At 61.8% G+C, this 13,938-nt stretch carries 11 protein-coding genes; 7 read left to right on the top strand and 4 right to left on the bottom strand.

Annotated elements, in window-relative coordinates; genetic code table 11:
- Positions 1-51: 51 nt before the first annotated feature.
- From dnaE to GZH79_RS02500, 3 genes are read left to right on the top strand one after another with little or no spacing between them, the layout of a single operon-like run.
- A complete protein-coding gene (gene dnaE, locus GZH79_RS02510; RefSeq protein WP_211641597.1) occupies positions 52-3,552 on the top strand; it encodes a DNA polymerase III subunit alpha in 3,501 nt (1,166 codons plus the stop codon).
- Positions 3,553-3,598: 46 nt separating this feature from the next.
- Positions 3,599-4,174, top strand: a complete 576-nt coding sequence (locus GZH79_RS02505) for a hypothetical protein (protein ID WP_211641596.1) — start codon at positions 3,599-3,601, stop codon at positions 4,172-4,174.
- A 57-nt stretch (positions 4,175-4,231) separates the two neighbouring features.
- The gene (locus GZH79_RS02500; protein ID WP_211641595.1) at positions 4,232-4,885 is read left to right on the top strand and encodes an NAD(P)H-binding protein; all 654 of its coding nucleotides are present in this window, start codon (positions 4,232-4,234) and stop codon (positions 4,883-4,885) included.
- Between the two features lies 1 nt (position 4,886).
- Here GZH79_RS02500 and GZH79_RS02495 read toward each other — a convergent pair whose 3' ends face one another.
- Positions 4,887-5,087 (bottom strand): SlyX family protein, encoded by a 201-nt coding sequence (locus GZH79_RS02495; RefSeq protein ID WP_211641594.1) that lies wholly within the window; start codon positions 5,085-5,087, stop codon positions 4,887-4,889.
- 99 nt (positions 5,088-5,186) lie between these two features.
- Here GZH79_RS02495 and hisS point away from each other — a divergent pair, with 99 nt between their 5' ends.
- The 3 genes from hisS to hisG are packed head-to-tail and all read left to right on the top strand — an operon-like array spanning position 5,187 to position 8,568.
- Positions 5,187-6,806: a histidine--tRNA ligase gene (gene hisS / locus GZH79_RS02490; RefSeq protein WP_211641593.1), complete on the top strand. Its 1,620-nt coding sequence runs from the start codon at positions 5,187-5,189 to the stop codon at positions 6,804-6,806.
- Positions 6,803-7,879: an ATP phosphoribosyltransferase regulatory subunit gene (locus GZH79_RS02485; protein WP_349291148.1), complete on the top strand. Its 1,077-nt coding sequence runs from the start codon at positions 6,803-6,805 to the stop codon at positions 7,877-7,879. The genes hisS and GZH79_RS02485 overlap by 4 nt, the downstream gene beginning before the upstream one ends.
- Positions 7,876-8,568 carry an ATP phosphoribosyltransferase gene (gene hisG / locus GZH79_RS02480; RefSeq protein WP_211641591.1) on the top strand — a complete coding sequence of 231 codons (693 nt, stop codon included), beginning with the start codon at positions 7,876-7,878 and terminating at the stop codon, positions 8,566-8,568. The genes GZH79_RS02485 and hisG overlap by 4 nt, the downstream gene beginning before the upstream one ends.
- Positions 8,569-8,623: 55 nt before the next feature.
- Here hisG and GZH79_RS02475 read toward each other — a convergent pair whose 3' ends face one another.
- The 3 genes from GZH79_RS02475 to GZH79_RS02465 all read right to left on the bottom strand — a co-directional run bounded on the left by GZH79_RS02475 (position 8,624) and on the right by GZH79_RS02465 (position 11,192).
- The gene (locus GZH79_RS02475) at positions 8,624-9,055 is read right to left on the bottom strand and encodes a phosphate-starvation-inducible PsiE family protein (protein ID WP_211641590.1); all 432 of its coding nucleotides are present in this window, start codon (positions 9,053-9,055) and stop codon (positions 8,624-8,626) included.
- Between the two features lie 77 nt (positions 9,056-9,132).
- The gene (locus GZH79_RS02470; RefSeq protein ID WP_211641589.1) at positions 9,133-10,692 is read right to left on the bottom strand and encodes an AMP-binding protein; all 1,560 of its coding nucleotides are present in this window, start codon (positions 10,690-10,692) and stop codon (positions 9,133-9,135) included.
- 68 nt (positions 10,693-10,760) lie between these two features.
- Complete coding sequence (locus tag GZH79_RS02465) at positions 10,761-11,192, bottom strand: DUF1489 domain-containing protein (RefSeq protein WP_211641588.1); 432 nt, start codon at positions 11,190-11,192, stop codon at positions 10,761-10,763.
- 148 nt (positions 11,193-11,340) lie between these two features.
- On the opposite strand from GZH79_RS02465, the gene GZH79_RS02460 reads away from it, so the two are divergent.
- Entirely contained in the window at positions 11,341-13,608 is a 2,268-nt protein-coding gene (locus GZH79_RS02460) for an adenosylcobalamin-dependent ribonucleoside-diphosphate reductase (protein ID WP_211641587.1), read from the top strand.
- Positions 13,609-13,938: the final 330 nt, after the last annotated feature.

The following is a 13,938-nucleotide window of genomic DNA, read 5'->3' as shown; positions in this document are numbered from 1 at the left end:
CAACGGCACGTTTCGCTTTCCCAGTCCCGGCGCGGGGCGTAGGTTGCCCGCATGAGCAAAGCACCCCGATTCATCCACCTGCGTCTGCACACCGAATATTCGCTGCTTGAAGGCGCTGTTCCGGTCAAGAAATTGTCCGGGCTGGCCGAAAAGCACGACATGCCCGCCGTCGCCGTGACCGACAGCAACAACATGTTCGCGGCACTGGAATTCAGCGAATATGCGTCAAAGGCGGGGTTGCAGCCGATCATCGGCTGCCAGATCGCGCTGGGCTACACGACGCCGGAACCCGGCAAGCGGCCCGATGCGCCTGCGTCCATCGTTCTGCTGGCGCAGACCGAACAGGGCTACATGAACCTGATGAAGCTGAACTCTGCCCTGTATCTGCGCAGCGATGGGCTGGTGCCACAGGTCAGCATCGACGATCTGTCGCAATACAACGCAGGCCTGATCTGCCTGACGGGCGGGCCGGATGGCCCTGTGGGGCGGCTGTTGCGCCAAGGCCAGCGCCCAAGGGCAGAGGCGCTGGTGGACACGCTGCACGCATTGTTCGGTGATCGCCTGTATATGGAACTGCAGCGCCATCCCGACGGCGACGGTCTGCCCCCGGCAGAGGCATTGACCGAACGCGGCCATGTCGAAATGGCCTATGCCAAGGATATTCCGCTGGTCGCAACGAACGACGTGCATTTCCCGAAATCGGACCTGTATGAAGCACATGACGCGCTGCTGTGCATTGCGGACGGTGCCTATGTCGACCAGCAGGAAGACCGCAGGCGGCTGACCGCGCAGCATTATTTCAAGTCGCAACAGGAAATGGCGACACTGTTCGCGGACCTGCCGGAAGCGCTGGAAAACACCGTCGAAATCGCGCGGCGATGTGCGTTCAAGGTGTATAAACGCGACCCGATCCTGCCGCGATTTGCCGATGACGAGGTCGCGGAATTGCGCCGTCAGGCACAGGAAGGCCTGCGCGCACGGCTTGCCATCATTCCGCACGCCGCCCCTGTCGAAGATTATGAAAAACGGCTGGAATTCGAGTTGGGGATCATCGAAGGCATGGGGTTCCCCGGCTATTTCCTGATCGTGGCCGATTTCATCAAATGGGCCAAGGGCCAGAATATCCCCGTGGGGCCGGGCCGGGGGTCGGGTGCAGGATCGCTGGTGGCCTATGCGCTGCTGATCACCGATCTTGACCCGCTGCGCTATTCGCTGCTGTTCGAACGGTTCCTGAACCCCGAACGGGTGTCGATGCCCGATTTCGACATCGACTTTTGCATGGACCGACGCGAAGAGGTCATCCGTTACGTGCAGGACAAATACGGACGCGACAAGGTCGGTCAGATCATCACCTTTGGCGCGCTGTTGTCCAAGGCGGCGGTGCGCGATGTGGGCCGCGTGTTGCAGATGCCATATGGTCAGGTTGACCGCCTGTCCAAGATGATCCCGGTCGAAGGCGTCAAACCCGTCAGCATCGAAAAAGCGCTGGCCGATGAACCCCGCCTGCGCGAAGAAGCCAAGGCCGAAGAGGTCGTGGACCGTCTGCTGAAATATGCCCAGCAGGTCGAAGGGTTGTTGCGCAACGCATCGACCCACGCCGCCGGTGTGGTGATCGGGGACCGTCCGCTGGATGCGCTTGTGCCGCTGTATCAGGACCCCCGGTCGGACATGCCCGCAACCCAGTTCAACATGAAATGGGTCGAACAGGCAGGGCTGGTCAAATTCGACTTTCTGGGACTGAAAACCCTGACGGTGATCCAGAACGCGGTGGATCTGATCCTGAAATCGGGCCGCCCGCTGCATGTCGATGCGGACGGCAACACGCTGTATGAACCGCCCGCGGGCGCGGAAAACGACATCGGGACGATCCCGCTGGACGATCCGAAATCCTATGCGCTTTATGCCGCCGCCAAGACGGTCGCCGTGTTCCAAGTGGAATCCAGCGGCATGATGGACGCGCTGAAACGGATGAAACCGACCTGCATCGAGGACATCGTGGCCCTTGTGGCGCTGTATCGTCCCGGCCCGATGGAAAACATCCCCACCTATTGCGAGGTGAAGAACGGCCAAAAGGAACTGGAATCGATCCACCCCAGCATCGATTACATCCTTGAAGAAACCCAGGGCATCATCGTCTATCAGGAACAGGTGATGCAGATTGCGCAGGTCATGGCGGGCTACAGTCTGGGCGGGGCCGACCTGTTGCGCCGCGCGATGGGCAAGAAGATCGCCGAAGAAATGGCAAAGGAACGCCCCAAATTCGAGGCGGGTGCCATCGCAAACGGCGTCGATAAGAAAAAGGCCAGAGAGGTCTTTGACCTGTTGGAAAAATTCGCCAACTACGGGTTCAACAAATCGCACGCGGCGGCCTATGCGGTGGTCAGCTACCAGACGGCCTGGCTCAAAGCGAACCACGCAGTCGAATTCATGGCCGGGGTGATGAACTGCGATATCCACCTGACCGACAAGCTGGGCGTCTATTTCCAAGAGGTCAAAAAAGGACTGGGCATCGGTTACATCCCGCCCTGCGTGAACCGGTCGATGGCGACGTTCGATGTGCGCGACGGCAAGCTGGTCTACGGGCTTGGTGCGCTGAAAAACGTCGGTGTCGATGCGATGCAACTGATCGTGACCGCACGCGGCGATGATCAGTTCGTGACGCTGTTCGATCTGGCCCGCCGGGTCGATCTGAAACGCGTGGGCAAGCGCCCCCTTGAAATGCTGGCGCGGGCTGGGGCGTTCGATGTGCTGGACCCGAACCGGCGGCGCGTGATGGCCAGTCTTGATGCGCTGGTCGGTTATTCGGCGGCGATCCACGACCAGAAAAATTCTAATCAGGTCAGCCTGTTCGGTGATGCGGGCGAAGATTTGCCCGAACCGCGCCTTGCAGGTGGCGACGACTGGCTGCCCGCCGAACGGCTGGCCGAAGAGTTCAAGGCCATCGGGTTCTATCTGTCCGGCCATCCGCTGGACGATTACATGGGCGCGCTGAAACGCAAGAACGTCATGACGCTGGACGAAGTTACCGCACGGGCCGAACGCGGTGCGGCCATCGTGAAAATGGCGGGCACCGTGTCGGGACGGCAGGAACGCAAATCGGCACGCGGGAATCGTTTTGCCTTTGTCCAACTGTCGGACCCGACCGGGCAATATGAGGTCACGATGTTCAGCGACACGCTGGAAGCGGCGCGCGAGTATCTGGAAACCGGCAGTCAGGTCGTCATCCAGTGCGAAGCGACGATGGAAAGCGATCAGTTGAAACTGCTGGGCCGGTCCGTCAGCCCGATCGACAGCGCGGTCGTCGACGCGGCCAGCAACGGCCTGCGGGTGTTTCTGGACGGGCCAGAGGCGATCCCGTCGGTGGCATCCATTCTGGCGAACGCCGCCCGCGACAAGGTCAAGGGCGCGCGGGGGCCTGTGTTCTTTCGCCTGATGGCCGATGGCCTGCCCGGCGAGGTCGAGGTTGATCTGGGACAGGATTTCCCGGTCAATCCGCAAATCAGGGGGGCGCTGCGCAGTCTGGGCGGCGTCATCGAGGTTGAAGACGCCTGAGCGCGCAGCGCCGGGGCTGTGTCGCGATATTTGGATGGGAATGATGATGAAAGCGACCTTGACCGTGTTGGTCTGTGCAGCCCTTGCGGGGTGCGGTGCTGTGGCCGTGGGGGGCGGCACGCCTTTGGTCACGTCCGACGTTGATGCCGCGATGGCCGCACCCGGCGCGCAGCTGTCATTCGGGGATATCGCCACGACCTGTGGTGTCTCTTCGGCGGCGATGGGGACGGCGGTTGCAACGGCCTCTGGCTATACGGTGTATGACACATCGCCCGGCAGCACGGCGCTGCGGACCCATTACGTGGACGGGTTCACCGATGGATGCGCGCGCCAGTTCACCGCAGCACTGGTTCTGACCGGTGACGTCGACACGCACGAGGCCGTACGCTATGCGCGCCCGGCCAGCGAACAGCGCTATTCCCAGACGGATACCGCCTATGAGGCGATCAAGCTGGCGTTTTGCCGTGTGGGTACCGGCGAACGCTGCGGCGACCGGATTGACGTGCTGGCCCGGCGGACCGTGTTCCTGACGGCCTATCCACAGTTCACCGACAGCAGATCATGGAAAGAATTCCTGCTGCACGAAGGCACGGTCGCGGGCAGCGGCACTGAAACGCCCTGAACACGGAACATCGCGGCCCCGCAGCCGTTGCGTCCTGTCATTTGAAAGGACCGCATAATGTCACATGTCTTTATTATCGGGGCGACGGGCGGCGTGGGATCACGGCTGATCCCGCTGCTGACAGCCGCAGGCCACCGCGTCAGCGGGCTGCACCGCAAACCTGAACAGGCCGACGATCTGCGCGCACAAGGCGTTATACCGGTGCAGGGCGATCTGATGAAGATGGACGCCGATGCCATGACACAGGCGACCAAGCGGGCCGATATCGTCGTGTTTTCCGCGGGTGCTGCGGGCAGCGGTGATGAACGCGCAACGGTCATCGACGGCGACGGCCCGATCAAGGTGCTGAAGGCCGCGCAGGAAAATGCAATCCGCAGGCTTTATGTCGTATCGGTGATTCCCGATGCGGGCCGTGGCGCCGATCTGGGCGACGGGTTCGAACATTACATGGCCGAAAAGCGTCGCGCCGATGTGGCGGTTGCGGCCAGCGATTTAGATTGGGTGCTGCTGCGCCCCGGCACATTGCAGGACGCGGATGGCGACGGACAGGTGACGCTGGGCCGGGCGGTTGCCTATGGCGATGTGGCGCGCGGCGATGTGGCGGCGACGCTGGCGGCATTGATCGACACGCCCGACATCCATCATGAAACGCTGGAACTGACGGGCGGCGACACGCCGGTCGATCAGGCGGTCGCGGCCATCCGGCGCTAAATCACCAATGCGGCGGGCGTTCATCGCCCAAGGGGACGGTCCCGCCGCCTTCGATCTCTCGCGTGGCTTCGCGCTGCATCAGCATTTCGATCCGGCGCTGGGCGATGGTCAGGTCCCGGTCCTGACGCGCGACGACATCCGACAGGTCTTCGACAAGGCGGGTCAGGTGGGCGATCTGTTCTTCTAGCGCTGTGGTATCCATGACCGGGAGTTAGGGCATCGCGGACGATCTGCCAAGCCATTGCCCCGCAGGCCCGTGCGCGGTATGTCGCGCGCGACCGACAGACCCACAGGTGATCCAATGGCAAAGCCGAAAAAGACCCCGCGCCCCAAGGCCCAGACGCCCAAGGGGTTCCGCGATTATTTCGGGGCAGAGGTCACGCATCGCACCGACATGCTGGCCAAGATCGCAGAGGTCTATCACCGCTACGGGTTCGACCCGCTGGAAACATCCGGGGTCGAGACGGTCGAGGCGCTGGGCAAGTTCCTGCCCGATGTGGACCGCCCCAACGAAGGCGTGTTCGCATGGGAAGAAGACAGCGACTGGCTGGCGCTGCGCTATGACCTGACCGCACCGCTGGCACGGGTCGCGGCACAGTATCGCGACACGCTGCCGTCGCCCTATCGCCGCTATGCAATGGGCCCGGTCTGGCGCAATGAAAAGCCGGGGCCGGGGCGGTTTCGTCAGTTCTACCAATGCGATGCGGACACGGTCGGCGCGCCCAGCGTCGCCGCCGACGCCGAAATCTGCGCCATGCTGTCCGACACGCTGGAAGCCGTCGGCATCCCCCGCGGCGATTACGTGATCCGGGTCAACAACCGCAAGGTGCTGAACGGTGTGCTGGAGGTCGCGGGTCTGTCCGGCGACGACAAGGAGGCCGAGCGCGGCATCGTGCTGCGCGCGATTGATAAACTCGACCGTTTGGGCGTCGACGGCGTGCGCGCGCTGCTGGGTGAAGGCCGCAAGGATGAAAGCGGCGATTTTACCAAAGGTGCTGGGCTCAGTAAGCAACAGATCGAAAAGATCATGATGTTCGTTGATGCTGAGAACGGGGTCAAAGACCTCTTGCGCGGAAAAGCCGAGAGCCTGCGAGGAGAGTATTACTCTGAGTACAAGGCTGCCCATTTAAGCGCTGCCAACGAGGATCTCTCTTTGAATTCTGATCTAGTTAGCAAGCTTCGCAACTGGGCTGCTTTGGATTACCTGCAGAGCATTGTCGTAGACTCTCAGGTTGGTTTTTCCGGCGTCAAAGAACTGGCCGAAATTTCCGACTTACTCCGTGCCCAAGGCTACGGCCCCGACCGCATCGTCATCGACCCTTCGGTCGTGCGCGGCCTCGGCTATTACACCGGGCCTGTGTTCGAGGCGGAACTGACCTTTGAGGTGACCGACGAAAAGGGGCGTCCGCGCAACTTTGGCTCTGTCGCGGGAGGCGGGCGGTATGACGATCTGGTCAAACGCTTTACCGGGCAAGAGGTGCCTGCGACCGGCGTGTCCATCGGTGTGGACCGTCTGCTGGCCGCACTGCATGCCAAGGGGCGGCTGGATACGCGCGCCGCTGGTCCGGTTATCGTCACGGTGATGGATAAGGCACGGATGGCCGACTATCAGACCATGGTCGCGGAATTGCGGCAGCCGAAAGACGGCGGCAAACCCATCCGGGCAGAGGTCTATCTGGGCAACCCCAAGAATTTCGGCAACCAGTTGAAATACGCCGACAAGCGCGAAAGCCCGATTGCGATCATCGCGGGTGGCGACGAATTCGACCGTGACGTGGTGCAGATCAAGGATCTGATCCTGGGCGCGGAACTGGCCAAGGACGCCACCGCCGAAGAATGGAAAGATCGCCCGCAACAGGTCGAGGTGGCGCGCGCCGACTTGTTGGCCCGCGTCCGCCAGATGCTGGGCGACCAGTCGTGACCGCCAATGCGATCAGCCGTGAAACCGACCGCTTGTCCGCGTGTTTCGTCGATGCGGGCGCGCAGCCGGTCTGGACCGACGTGCTGCAATCCGCCGACACCTTGCTGGACCTGTATGGCGAGGACATTCGCGGACGGTCCTATCTGACGTCCGATCCGGTGCTGGGCGAAATGGTGTTGCGGCCCGATTTTACCGTGCCTGTGGTGCAGATGCACATGCAGTCGCATGCTGATCCCGCACGCTATACCTATGCCGGGCGGGTGTTTCGCAAACAGGACATGGTGCCGGACCGCGCCCGTGAATTCGTGCAGGTCGGGTACGAACTGATGGGCGGCGACGATCCCGCCGCCGCCGAGGCAGAAGTATTTGCCACGATCCGCGCTGCGTTGGGCGATCTGCCGCTGCGCGCTGCGACGGGCGATATCGGTGTGTTGATGGCCGCCGTGCAGGGGTTGCAGACGACGGACGCGCGTAAATCGGCATTGCTGCGGCACATCTGGCGGCCACGCCGGTTTCGTGCCCTGCTGGACCGATTTGGCGGGCGGGTGCCGGTGCCTGCGTCGCGTGCTGCACTGCTGGCCAAGGCCGATCCGCTGGCCGACGCGCCGCCGCTGGCCGGTGTGCGCACGCAGGCCGAAATCGAAAGCCGCATTGCCGCCCTGCGCGAAGACGCGGCCGCCGCCCCGATTTTAGGTCAGGAAATCGCACTGCTGGATGTGATCCTTGATCTGCGCGCGACGGCGTCGCAGGCGCTGGACCGGTTGCGCGACATCGCCATCGACATGCCCGCCATCGAACCAGCGGTCAGGCGTATGGCCAGACGTCTGGACGCGTTGGCCGCGCGCGACGTCGATGTGACCGCACTGGAATTCGAAGGCAGCTATGGCCGCACATCGCTGGAATATTACGACGGATTCGTCTTTGGCTTCTACGCGGCAGAGGGGCATTTGCCCCCCGTCGCAACGGGGGGCCGTTACGACGCGCTGACCGCGCGGCTGGGCGATACCGCCGTGCCCGCTGTGGGCGGTGTGATCCGCCCCGATCTGGTGCTGGCCGTGAAAGGCGACGCGTGATGCTGAAACTGGGTGTGCCGTCCAAGGGGCGGCTGATGGAAAAGACGTTCCAGTGGTTCGGCAAGCGCGGCATCACGCTGCGCAAATCCGGGTCTGACCGGGAATATGCCGGGACGGTGGACGGGATCGACGGTGTCGATCTCGTCCTGCTGTCGGCGGGCGAAATCCCGCGCGAACTGGCCGCCGGGCGCATCCAACTGGGTGTCACCGGGTCCGATCTGGTGCGCGAAAAGCTGGCGCAATGGGAAACCGTCGTGCGCGAGGTGAAACCGATGGGGTTCGGGGGGGCCGATCTGATCATCGCCGTGCCTGCGGGCTGGGTCGATGTCGATACGCTGGACGATCTGGATGCTGCCGCTGCCGCGTTTCGCGCGACCCACGGCCACCGGTTGCGGATCGCCACGAAATATCACCGGCTGGTGCGCGAATTTCTGGCGCATGAGGGTGTCGCAGATTACGCGCTGGTCGACAGTCAGGGTGCCACCGAAGGCACGATCAAGAACGAAACCGCCGAAGCGATCGCTGATATCACCTCGACCGGGGAAACGCTGCGCGCGAACGGGCTGAAAATCTTGTCCGACGGGATGATCCACGCCAGTCAGGCGACGCTGTTCCGATCATCGCGGTCGCGCTGGACCTGCGAACAGCGTGACACCTTTCGTACATTGGAAAAGCTGCTGGGGCTGTGACGCGGTTTTTCGTGCATCACAGTGGTCGTGCAGTCTGGACGCCTTGGGGTCGGATCTAGGATTTGCGGACCCTGATGATGACAAGGGCGGCCAGCGTCAAAAGCAGGATTGAAACTGCTTCGTAAAGAATGTTTTCGGGGGCCATGTCCTTGCCTTGCAGGATGATGAGCCGTGCCAGCGCCGTGATCGCGATAAAGATCGGATAGACGAACACCGCTTGTCTGTCGGCATAGAAAACGATCACCATGCCGATGACCTCTGCGTAGAGAAACATCAGCAGGATATCGGCCAGCGCAATCGACATCGACTGCATGATGGCGACGATTTCCAGGGCCGCAGCGCCGATGGTCAGCAGGACAACCACCGCAAGAAGCAGCCGTTCGATCAGGTGCAATATCCGCAGCGCGATTTTTCGTTCTGTTCCGCCGGGGTCAGGCGCGGAAAGTGTCAGGTCATCATCCGACGCGGGATCGAGCGGTTTTGTCATGCGCTTTCTCCCTGTCACGGCAGTGGTAGGACACAAAACCTAGACTGAATGTGCCGTCTTGCCACCGGCAGCCGGCGTCAGCTTTCGGCCTGAACCCTGTCGCGCAGAAACCGACGGAGGATTTTGCCAGACGCGCTTTTGGGGATTTCGGCGATCCGGTCGATGCGGTGGACCTGTTTATAGGATGACAGGGTGCGGGCCAGATGCGCCTTGATCGTGGCGTCGTCGGGGGCGTTGTCGCCTGCCACGATAAAGGCCATGGGCAATTCGCCCGCCTGCGGATCGGGAATGCCGATGACCGCGACGTCGGTGATGCCGTCCAGTGCGATGATCGTCGCTTCCAGTTCCGCCGGGGCGACCTGAAAACCCTTGTATTTGATCAGTTCCTTGAGCCGGTCCACGACGAACATATGGCCATCCGCGTCAATGCGGGAAATATCCCCGGTGCGCAGCCAGCCATCTGCGACAATGGTCGCGGCGGTTGCCGCATCGTTGTTAAGATATCCCTGCATGACGTTCGGACCCTTGATCCACAATTCGCCTTCGTCCCCGGGTGTGGCGTCCTGCCCGGTTTCGGAATCGACGATGCGGCACAGCACGTTGGGGGCGGCGATACCGGACGATCCGGGCTTTGCGTCATTCAGTGGGCACAGGTGGCTGACCGGCGACAGTTCGGTCATGCCGTAGCCTTGCAGGCTGACGCAATCCAGTCGCGCGCCGACGGCGTTTGACAGATCGGCCCCCAGCGGGGCCGCACCGCAGAACGTTTGTTCAACGCTGGACAGGTCAAAATCGGCAACCATCGGGTGTTTGGCCAGTGCCAGCGCAACGGGGGGCACGACCCACATGCGCCGCGCGCCGTGATCCTGCGTGATCTTCAGGAACATTTCCAGATCGAAGCGGGGCAGGGTGACCAATGCGCCGCCACCGGCAAGGTGGACGTTCATCAGCACGGTCATGCCGTAGATATGAAAAAACGGCAGAAAGCCTGCGGCTACCTCTCCGCGCTGGAAATCCGCGCCGTGGATGATCTGATCGACGTTCACCACAAGGTTGCGGTGCGACAGCATCACGCCTTTCGGCAGGCCTGTGGTGCCCGATGAATAGGGCAGCACGACGGTATGTGCGTCCAGATCGACGGGCACCTGATCGGCCAGCGGATCGCCCATCAGATCGGTGATCCGAGGCACGCCGACCGCATCGTCGATGCTGTAAATCTGCGTGACGCCGGTATCAGCCACCGCGTCCTTGGCCGTGTCCACGAACATGGCGACAGTGATCAGCAGATTGGCCTGACTATCGTTCAGCTGGTGGCGCACCTCTGCTGCGGTATAGGTCGGGTTGATCGTCGTGACGGTACCGCCGGCAAAGGCCGCGGCGTGAAAGATCACGCAATATTCAGGCATGTTCGGCGCCATCAGGGCCAGCGTTTTTCCCGGACCGAACCCCTGCGCGCGGAGCCCGCCCGCCAATGCGCGGATCTGGTCGACCACATCGCCCGCTGTCAGGCAGCGCCCCGTCGGGCCGTCTGTCAGGACGACCTCTGATCTGCGGGTTTCGAGTCCTTGAAAGACAGCCTGCGTGATCGACACGTCGCGCAACGGCACGTCTGAAAATTTATTCGGATAAATATGCATGCTGACCCCCCGGTTACGGGATCAGCGTCGCACGGGCCGACGCGTCTGTCACCTGCGATGACGTGGCGTTATCGCACGCCGATGTCTGCCAGCGCCTTTGACAGGGCGGGGGGCAGCGGTTCTTCGGACTGGCGGCCTGCGGCAAGGTCGGGTGGCGCGTCGGCGGGGGACAGATAACGCCAGCCCTGAAATGCTTTTTTCGGGGTCGCGGCGACGCGGATCACATCTGCATCCAGCACCAGACCGCAGCGGCGCACCTGATCCTGTCCAATCACCTCGCGCAGGCCCAGAATTTCCTGCCGACACAGGATCACACCCTTGATGACCCAATAGATCGAACCGCCGTTCAGCAGTTCGGTTTCGCGTTTGGGAAACATGCGGGTCACGTGGTAGTATTGCCCGCCCGCGACCTGCTGCGACCGATGGCGCTGCCAGTCGAGCATGGTTTCGATCGACTCTGTTCCGACAGATAATTTTACCAGATTTACGTGGTTGCCCAAAGTGTGACCCCAGATGTAGTATACAGCCCCGGCTTAACCGATTCTTGACCTGACGACCAGTTAAGGATTGATGACTGCAGTTTCAATTGACCACACCCGGCGCAGCACCTATGCCTGCGCGTCTTGCCACCGCCTCAAAGGAATCGTCATGACCCGTTTTACCGCACCGATCGCAGAACAGATCTGGGACATGAAGTACCGTTTCAAAGAAGCGGACGGCACACCGATCGACACATCGGTCGAAGATACGTGGCGCCGCATCGCGGGCGCGCTGGCGGCTGTGGAAACGGACCCGGCGGCGTGGGAAGACCGGTTTTACGACGCGCTGGCGGATTTCAAATATCTGCCTGCGGGACGGATCACGGCAGGGGCGGGGACCGCGCGTCAGGTCACGCTGTTCAACTGTTTCGTCATGGGCACCGTGCCGGACAGCATGGGCGGCATTTTCGACATGCTGAAAGAGGCTGCGCTGACCATGCAGCAGGGCGGCGGCATCGGCTATGATTTTTCCACGATCCGGCCCAAGGGCGCTGCGGTCCACGGGGTCGCTGCCGACGCATCCGGCCCGTTGTCGTTCATGGATGTCTGGGACGCGATGTGCCGCACGATCATGTCGGCGGGTTCGCGGCGCGGTGCGATGATGGCGACGATGCGCTGCGACCATCCCGACGTCGAGGATTTCATCACCGCCAAGCATGACGCCGCCCGCCTGCGGATGTTCAACATGAGCGTGCTGATCACCGATCCGTTCATGGATGCGGTCAAATCCGGGGGCGATTGGGATCTGGTGTTCGGCGGCCGGGTTTATCGCACCGTCAAGGCGCGCGACCTGTGGGATGCGATCATGCGGTCGACATACGAAGTGGCGGAACCCGGTGTGATCTTTATCGACCGGATCAACGCGGCCAACAACCTGAGCTACTGTGAAACGATCGCCGCGACCAACCCCTGCGGCGAGCAGCCGCTGCCGCCCTATGGCGCCTGCCTGCTGGGGTCGATCAACATGGCGCGGTTGGTGTCGGACCCGTTCGGGGACGCGGCTGCACTGGATGATGCCGCGCTGGCCGATCTGGTCGCCACCGCCGTACGCATGATGGATAACGTCGTGGACGCGTCGCAATTCCCGCTGGACGCACAGCGGCAAGAGGCGCAGGCGAAACGCCGCATCGGCCTTGGCGTGACCGGTTTGGCCGACGCGCTGCTGATGGTCGGGCTGCGCTACGGATCAGAGGAAGCGGCGCGTCAGACCGACCGCTGGATGCACGCCATCGCCCGCGCCGCATATCTGGCGTCCGTCGACCTTGCCCGCGAAAAAGGTGCGTTTCCGCTGTTCGACGCCGACGCCTATCTGGCGTCCGGGGCGATGCAGGTGATGGACGACGACGTGCGTGACGCGATCCGCGAACACGGCATCCGCAACGCGCTGCTGACATCCATCGCACCGACGGGCACGATCTCTCTTTACGCAGGAAACGTGTCCAGCGGGATCGAACCGGTCTTTGCCTATGCCTATACCCGCAAGGTGCTGCAAAAAGACGGGTCGCGGACCGAAGAAGAGGTCGTCGACTACGCCGTGCAGATGTGGCGCGAACAAAAAGGCGACGCACCGCTGCCCGACTATTTCGTCAACGCCCAGACGCTGGCCCCGCTGGACCACGTGCGGATGCAGGCAGCGGCCCAGAAATGGGTGGATTCCAGCATTTCAAAAACCATCAACTGCCCCGAAGACATCAGCTTTGACGATTTCAAAGAGGTGTACATGGCCGCTTGGGATCAGGGTTGCAAAGGCTGCACCACCTACCGCCCCAACGCAGTCACCGGGTCGGTGCTAAGTGTATCCGAGGACAAGCCGGTGCAGGTCAAGACCGACGGGGAGTCGGCAGAGGTCGTCTATATGACCGAACCACTGGACCGTCCGACAGAATTGGAAGGCGCCACCTACAAGCTGAAGTGGCCCGACAGCGAACACGCGATCTACATCACCGTAAACGATCTGGTTGTCGCGGGGCACCGACGTCCGTTCGAGGTGTTTATCAATTCCAAGAACATGGAACATTTCGCATGGACCGTGGCGCTGACGCGGATGATCTCTGCCGTGTTCCGGCGCGGCGGAGACGTGAGCTTTGTCGTTGAAGAACTGAAAGCGGTGTTCGATCCGCGCGGCGGCGCATGGGTCAAAGGCAAATACGTCCCCAGCATTCTGGCCGCCATCGGCGGTGTGATCGAGCAGCATATGATTGCCATCGGCTTTTTGACCGGAGAAGGCGAAGGCCTGAAAACCGACCCGCAGGCGGACGTCGTGAACCTGACCGGCAAACCGCGCGGCAAGGCCTGTTCCAGCTGCGGCAGCTTTGAGCTGAGGATGGTCGAAGGCTGCATGACCTGCGCAAGCTGCGGCTATTCCAAATGCGGCTAGGGTGATCCGTACTGTTTTGTTGTAAATGGCGGCTTTTCTCTGCCATTTCGCATAAATCGGCCGCCACTTTGCTGGCCTTATTTTGCCAGCCGTTGAAAACGCAGTAGAATATCTGGACGATGAAGCGCCACCTTTCAGGGTGGCGTTTTCCCGTCACTGGAGTGGTTCAGCTAAATTGGTGGGATTGTTGGGCTATTGGGATGAGCACGATATTTTGCCGCCAAGTAGAGTTTCCACGTTTGGGAGAGTGTCCGACCTTCTGTGTAACTGGGATTTGGTTCATGCTTCCTGAGAGAAGCAAGGACGATGACGATGACGATTTCCAAGGAA

The sequence above is a fragment of the Loktanella sp. SALINAS62 genome (genome assembly GCF_018263905.1).
Taxonomy (GTDB): domain Bacteria; phylum Pseudomonadota; class Alphaproteobacteria; order Rhodobacterales; family Rhodobacteraceae; genus Loktanella.
The sequence above is the reverse complement of the archived record's forward strand: the minus strand, read 5'-3'. Positions and strand labels throughout refer to the sequence as shown.

Bases quoted from the DNA above. Each gene is read 5' to 3' on its own strand.
- dnaE (WP_211641597.1), top strand. From the start codon at position 52: ATGAGCAAAGCACCCCGATTCATCCACCTGCGTCTGCACACCGAATAT.
- GZH79_RS02505 (WP_211641596.1), top strand. From the start codon at position 3,599: ATGAAAGCGACCTTGACCGTGTTGGTCTGTGCAGCCCTTGCGGGGTGC.
- GZH79_RS02500 (WP_211641595.1), top strand. From the start codon at position 4,232: ATGTCACATGTCTTTATTATCGGGGCGACGGGCGGCGTGGGATCACGG.
- GZH79_RS02495 (WP_211641594.1), bottom strand. From the start codon at position 5,087: ATGGATACCACAGCGCTAGAAGAACAGATCGCCCACCTGACCCGCCTT.
- hisS (WP_211641593.1), top strand. From the start codon at position 5,187: ATGGCAAAGCCGAAAAAGACCCCGCGCCCCAAGGCCCAGACGCCCAAG.
- GZH79_RS02475 (WP_211641590.1), bottom strand. From the start codon at position 9,055: ATGACAAAACCGCTCGATCCCGCGTCGGATGATGACCTGACACTTTCC.
- GZH79_RS02470 (WP_211641589.1), bottom strand. From the start codon at position 10,692: ATGCATATTTATCCGAATAAATTTTCAGACGTGCCGTTGCGCGACGTG.
- GZH79_RS02460 (WP_211641587.1), top strand. From the start codon at position 11,341: ATGACCCGTTTTACCGCACCGATCGCAGAACAGATCTGGGACATGAAG.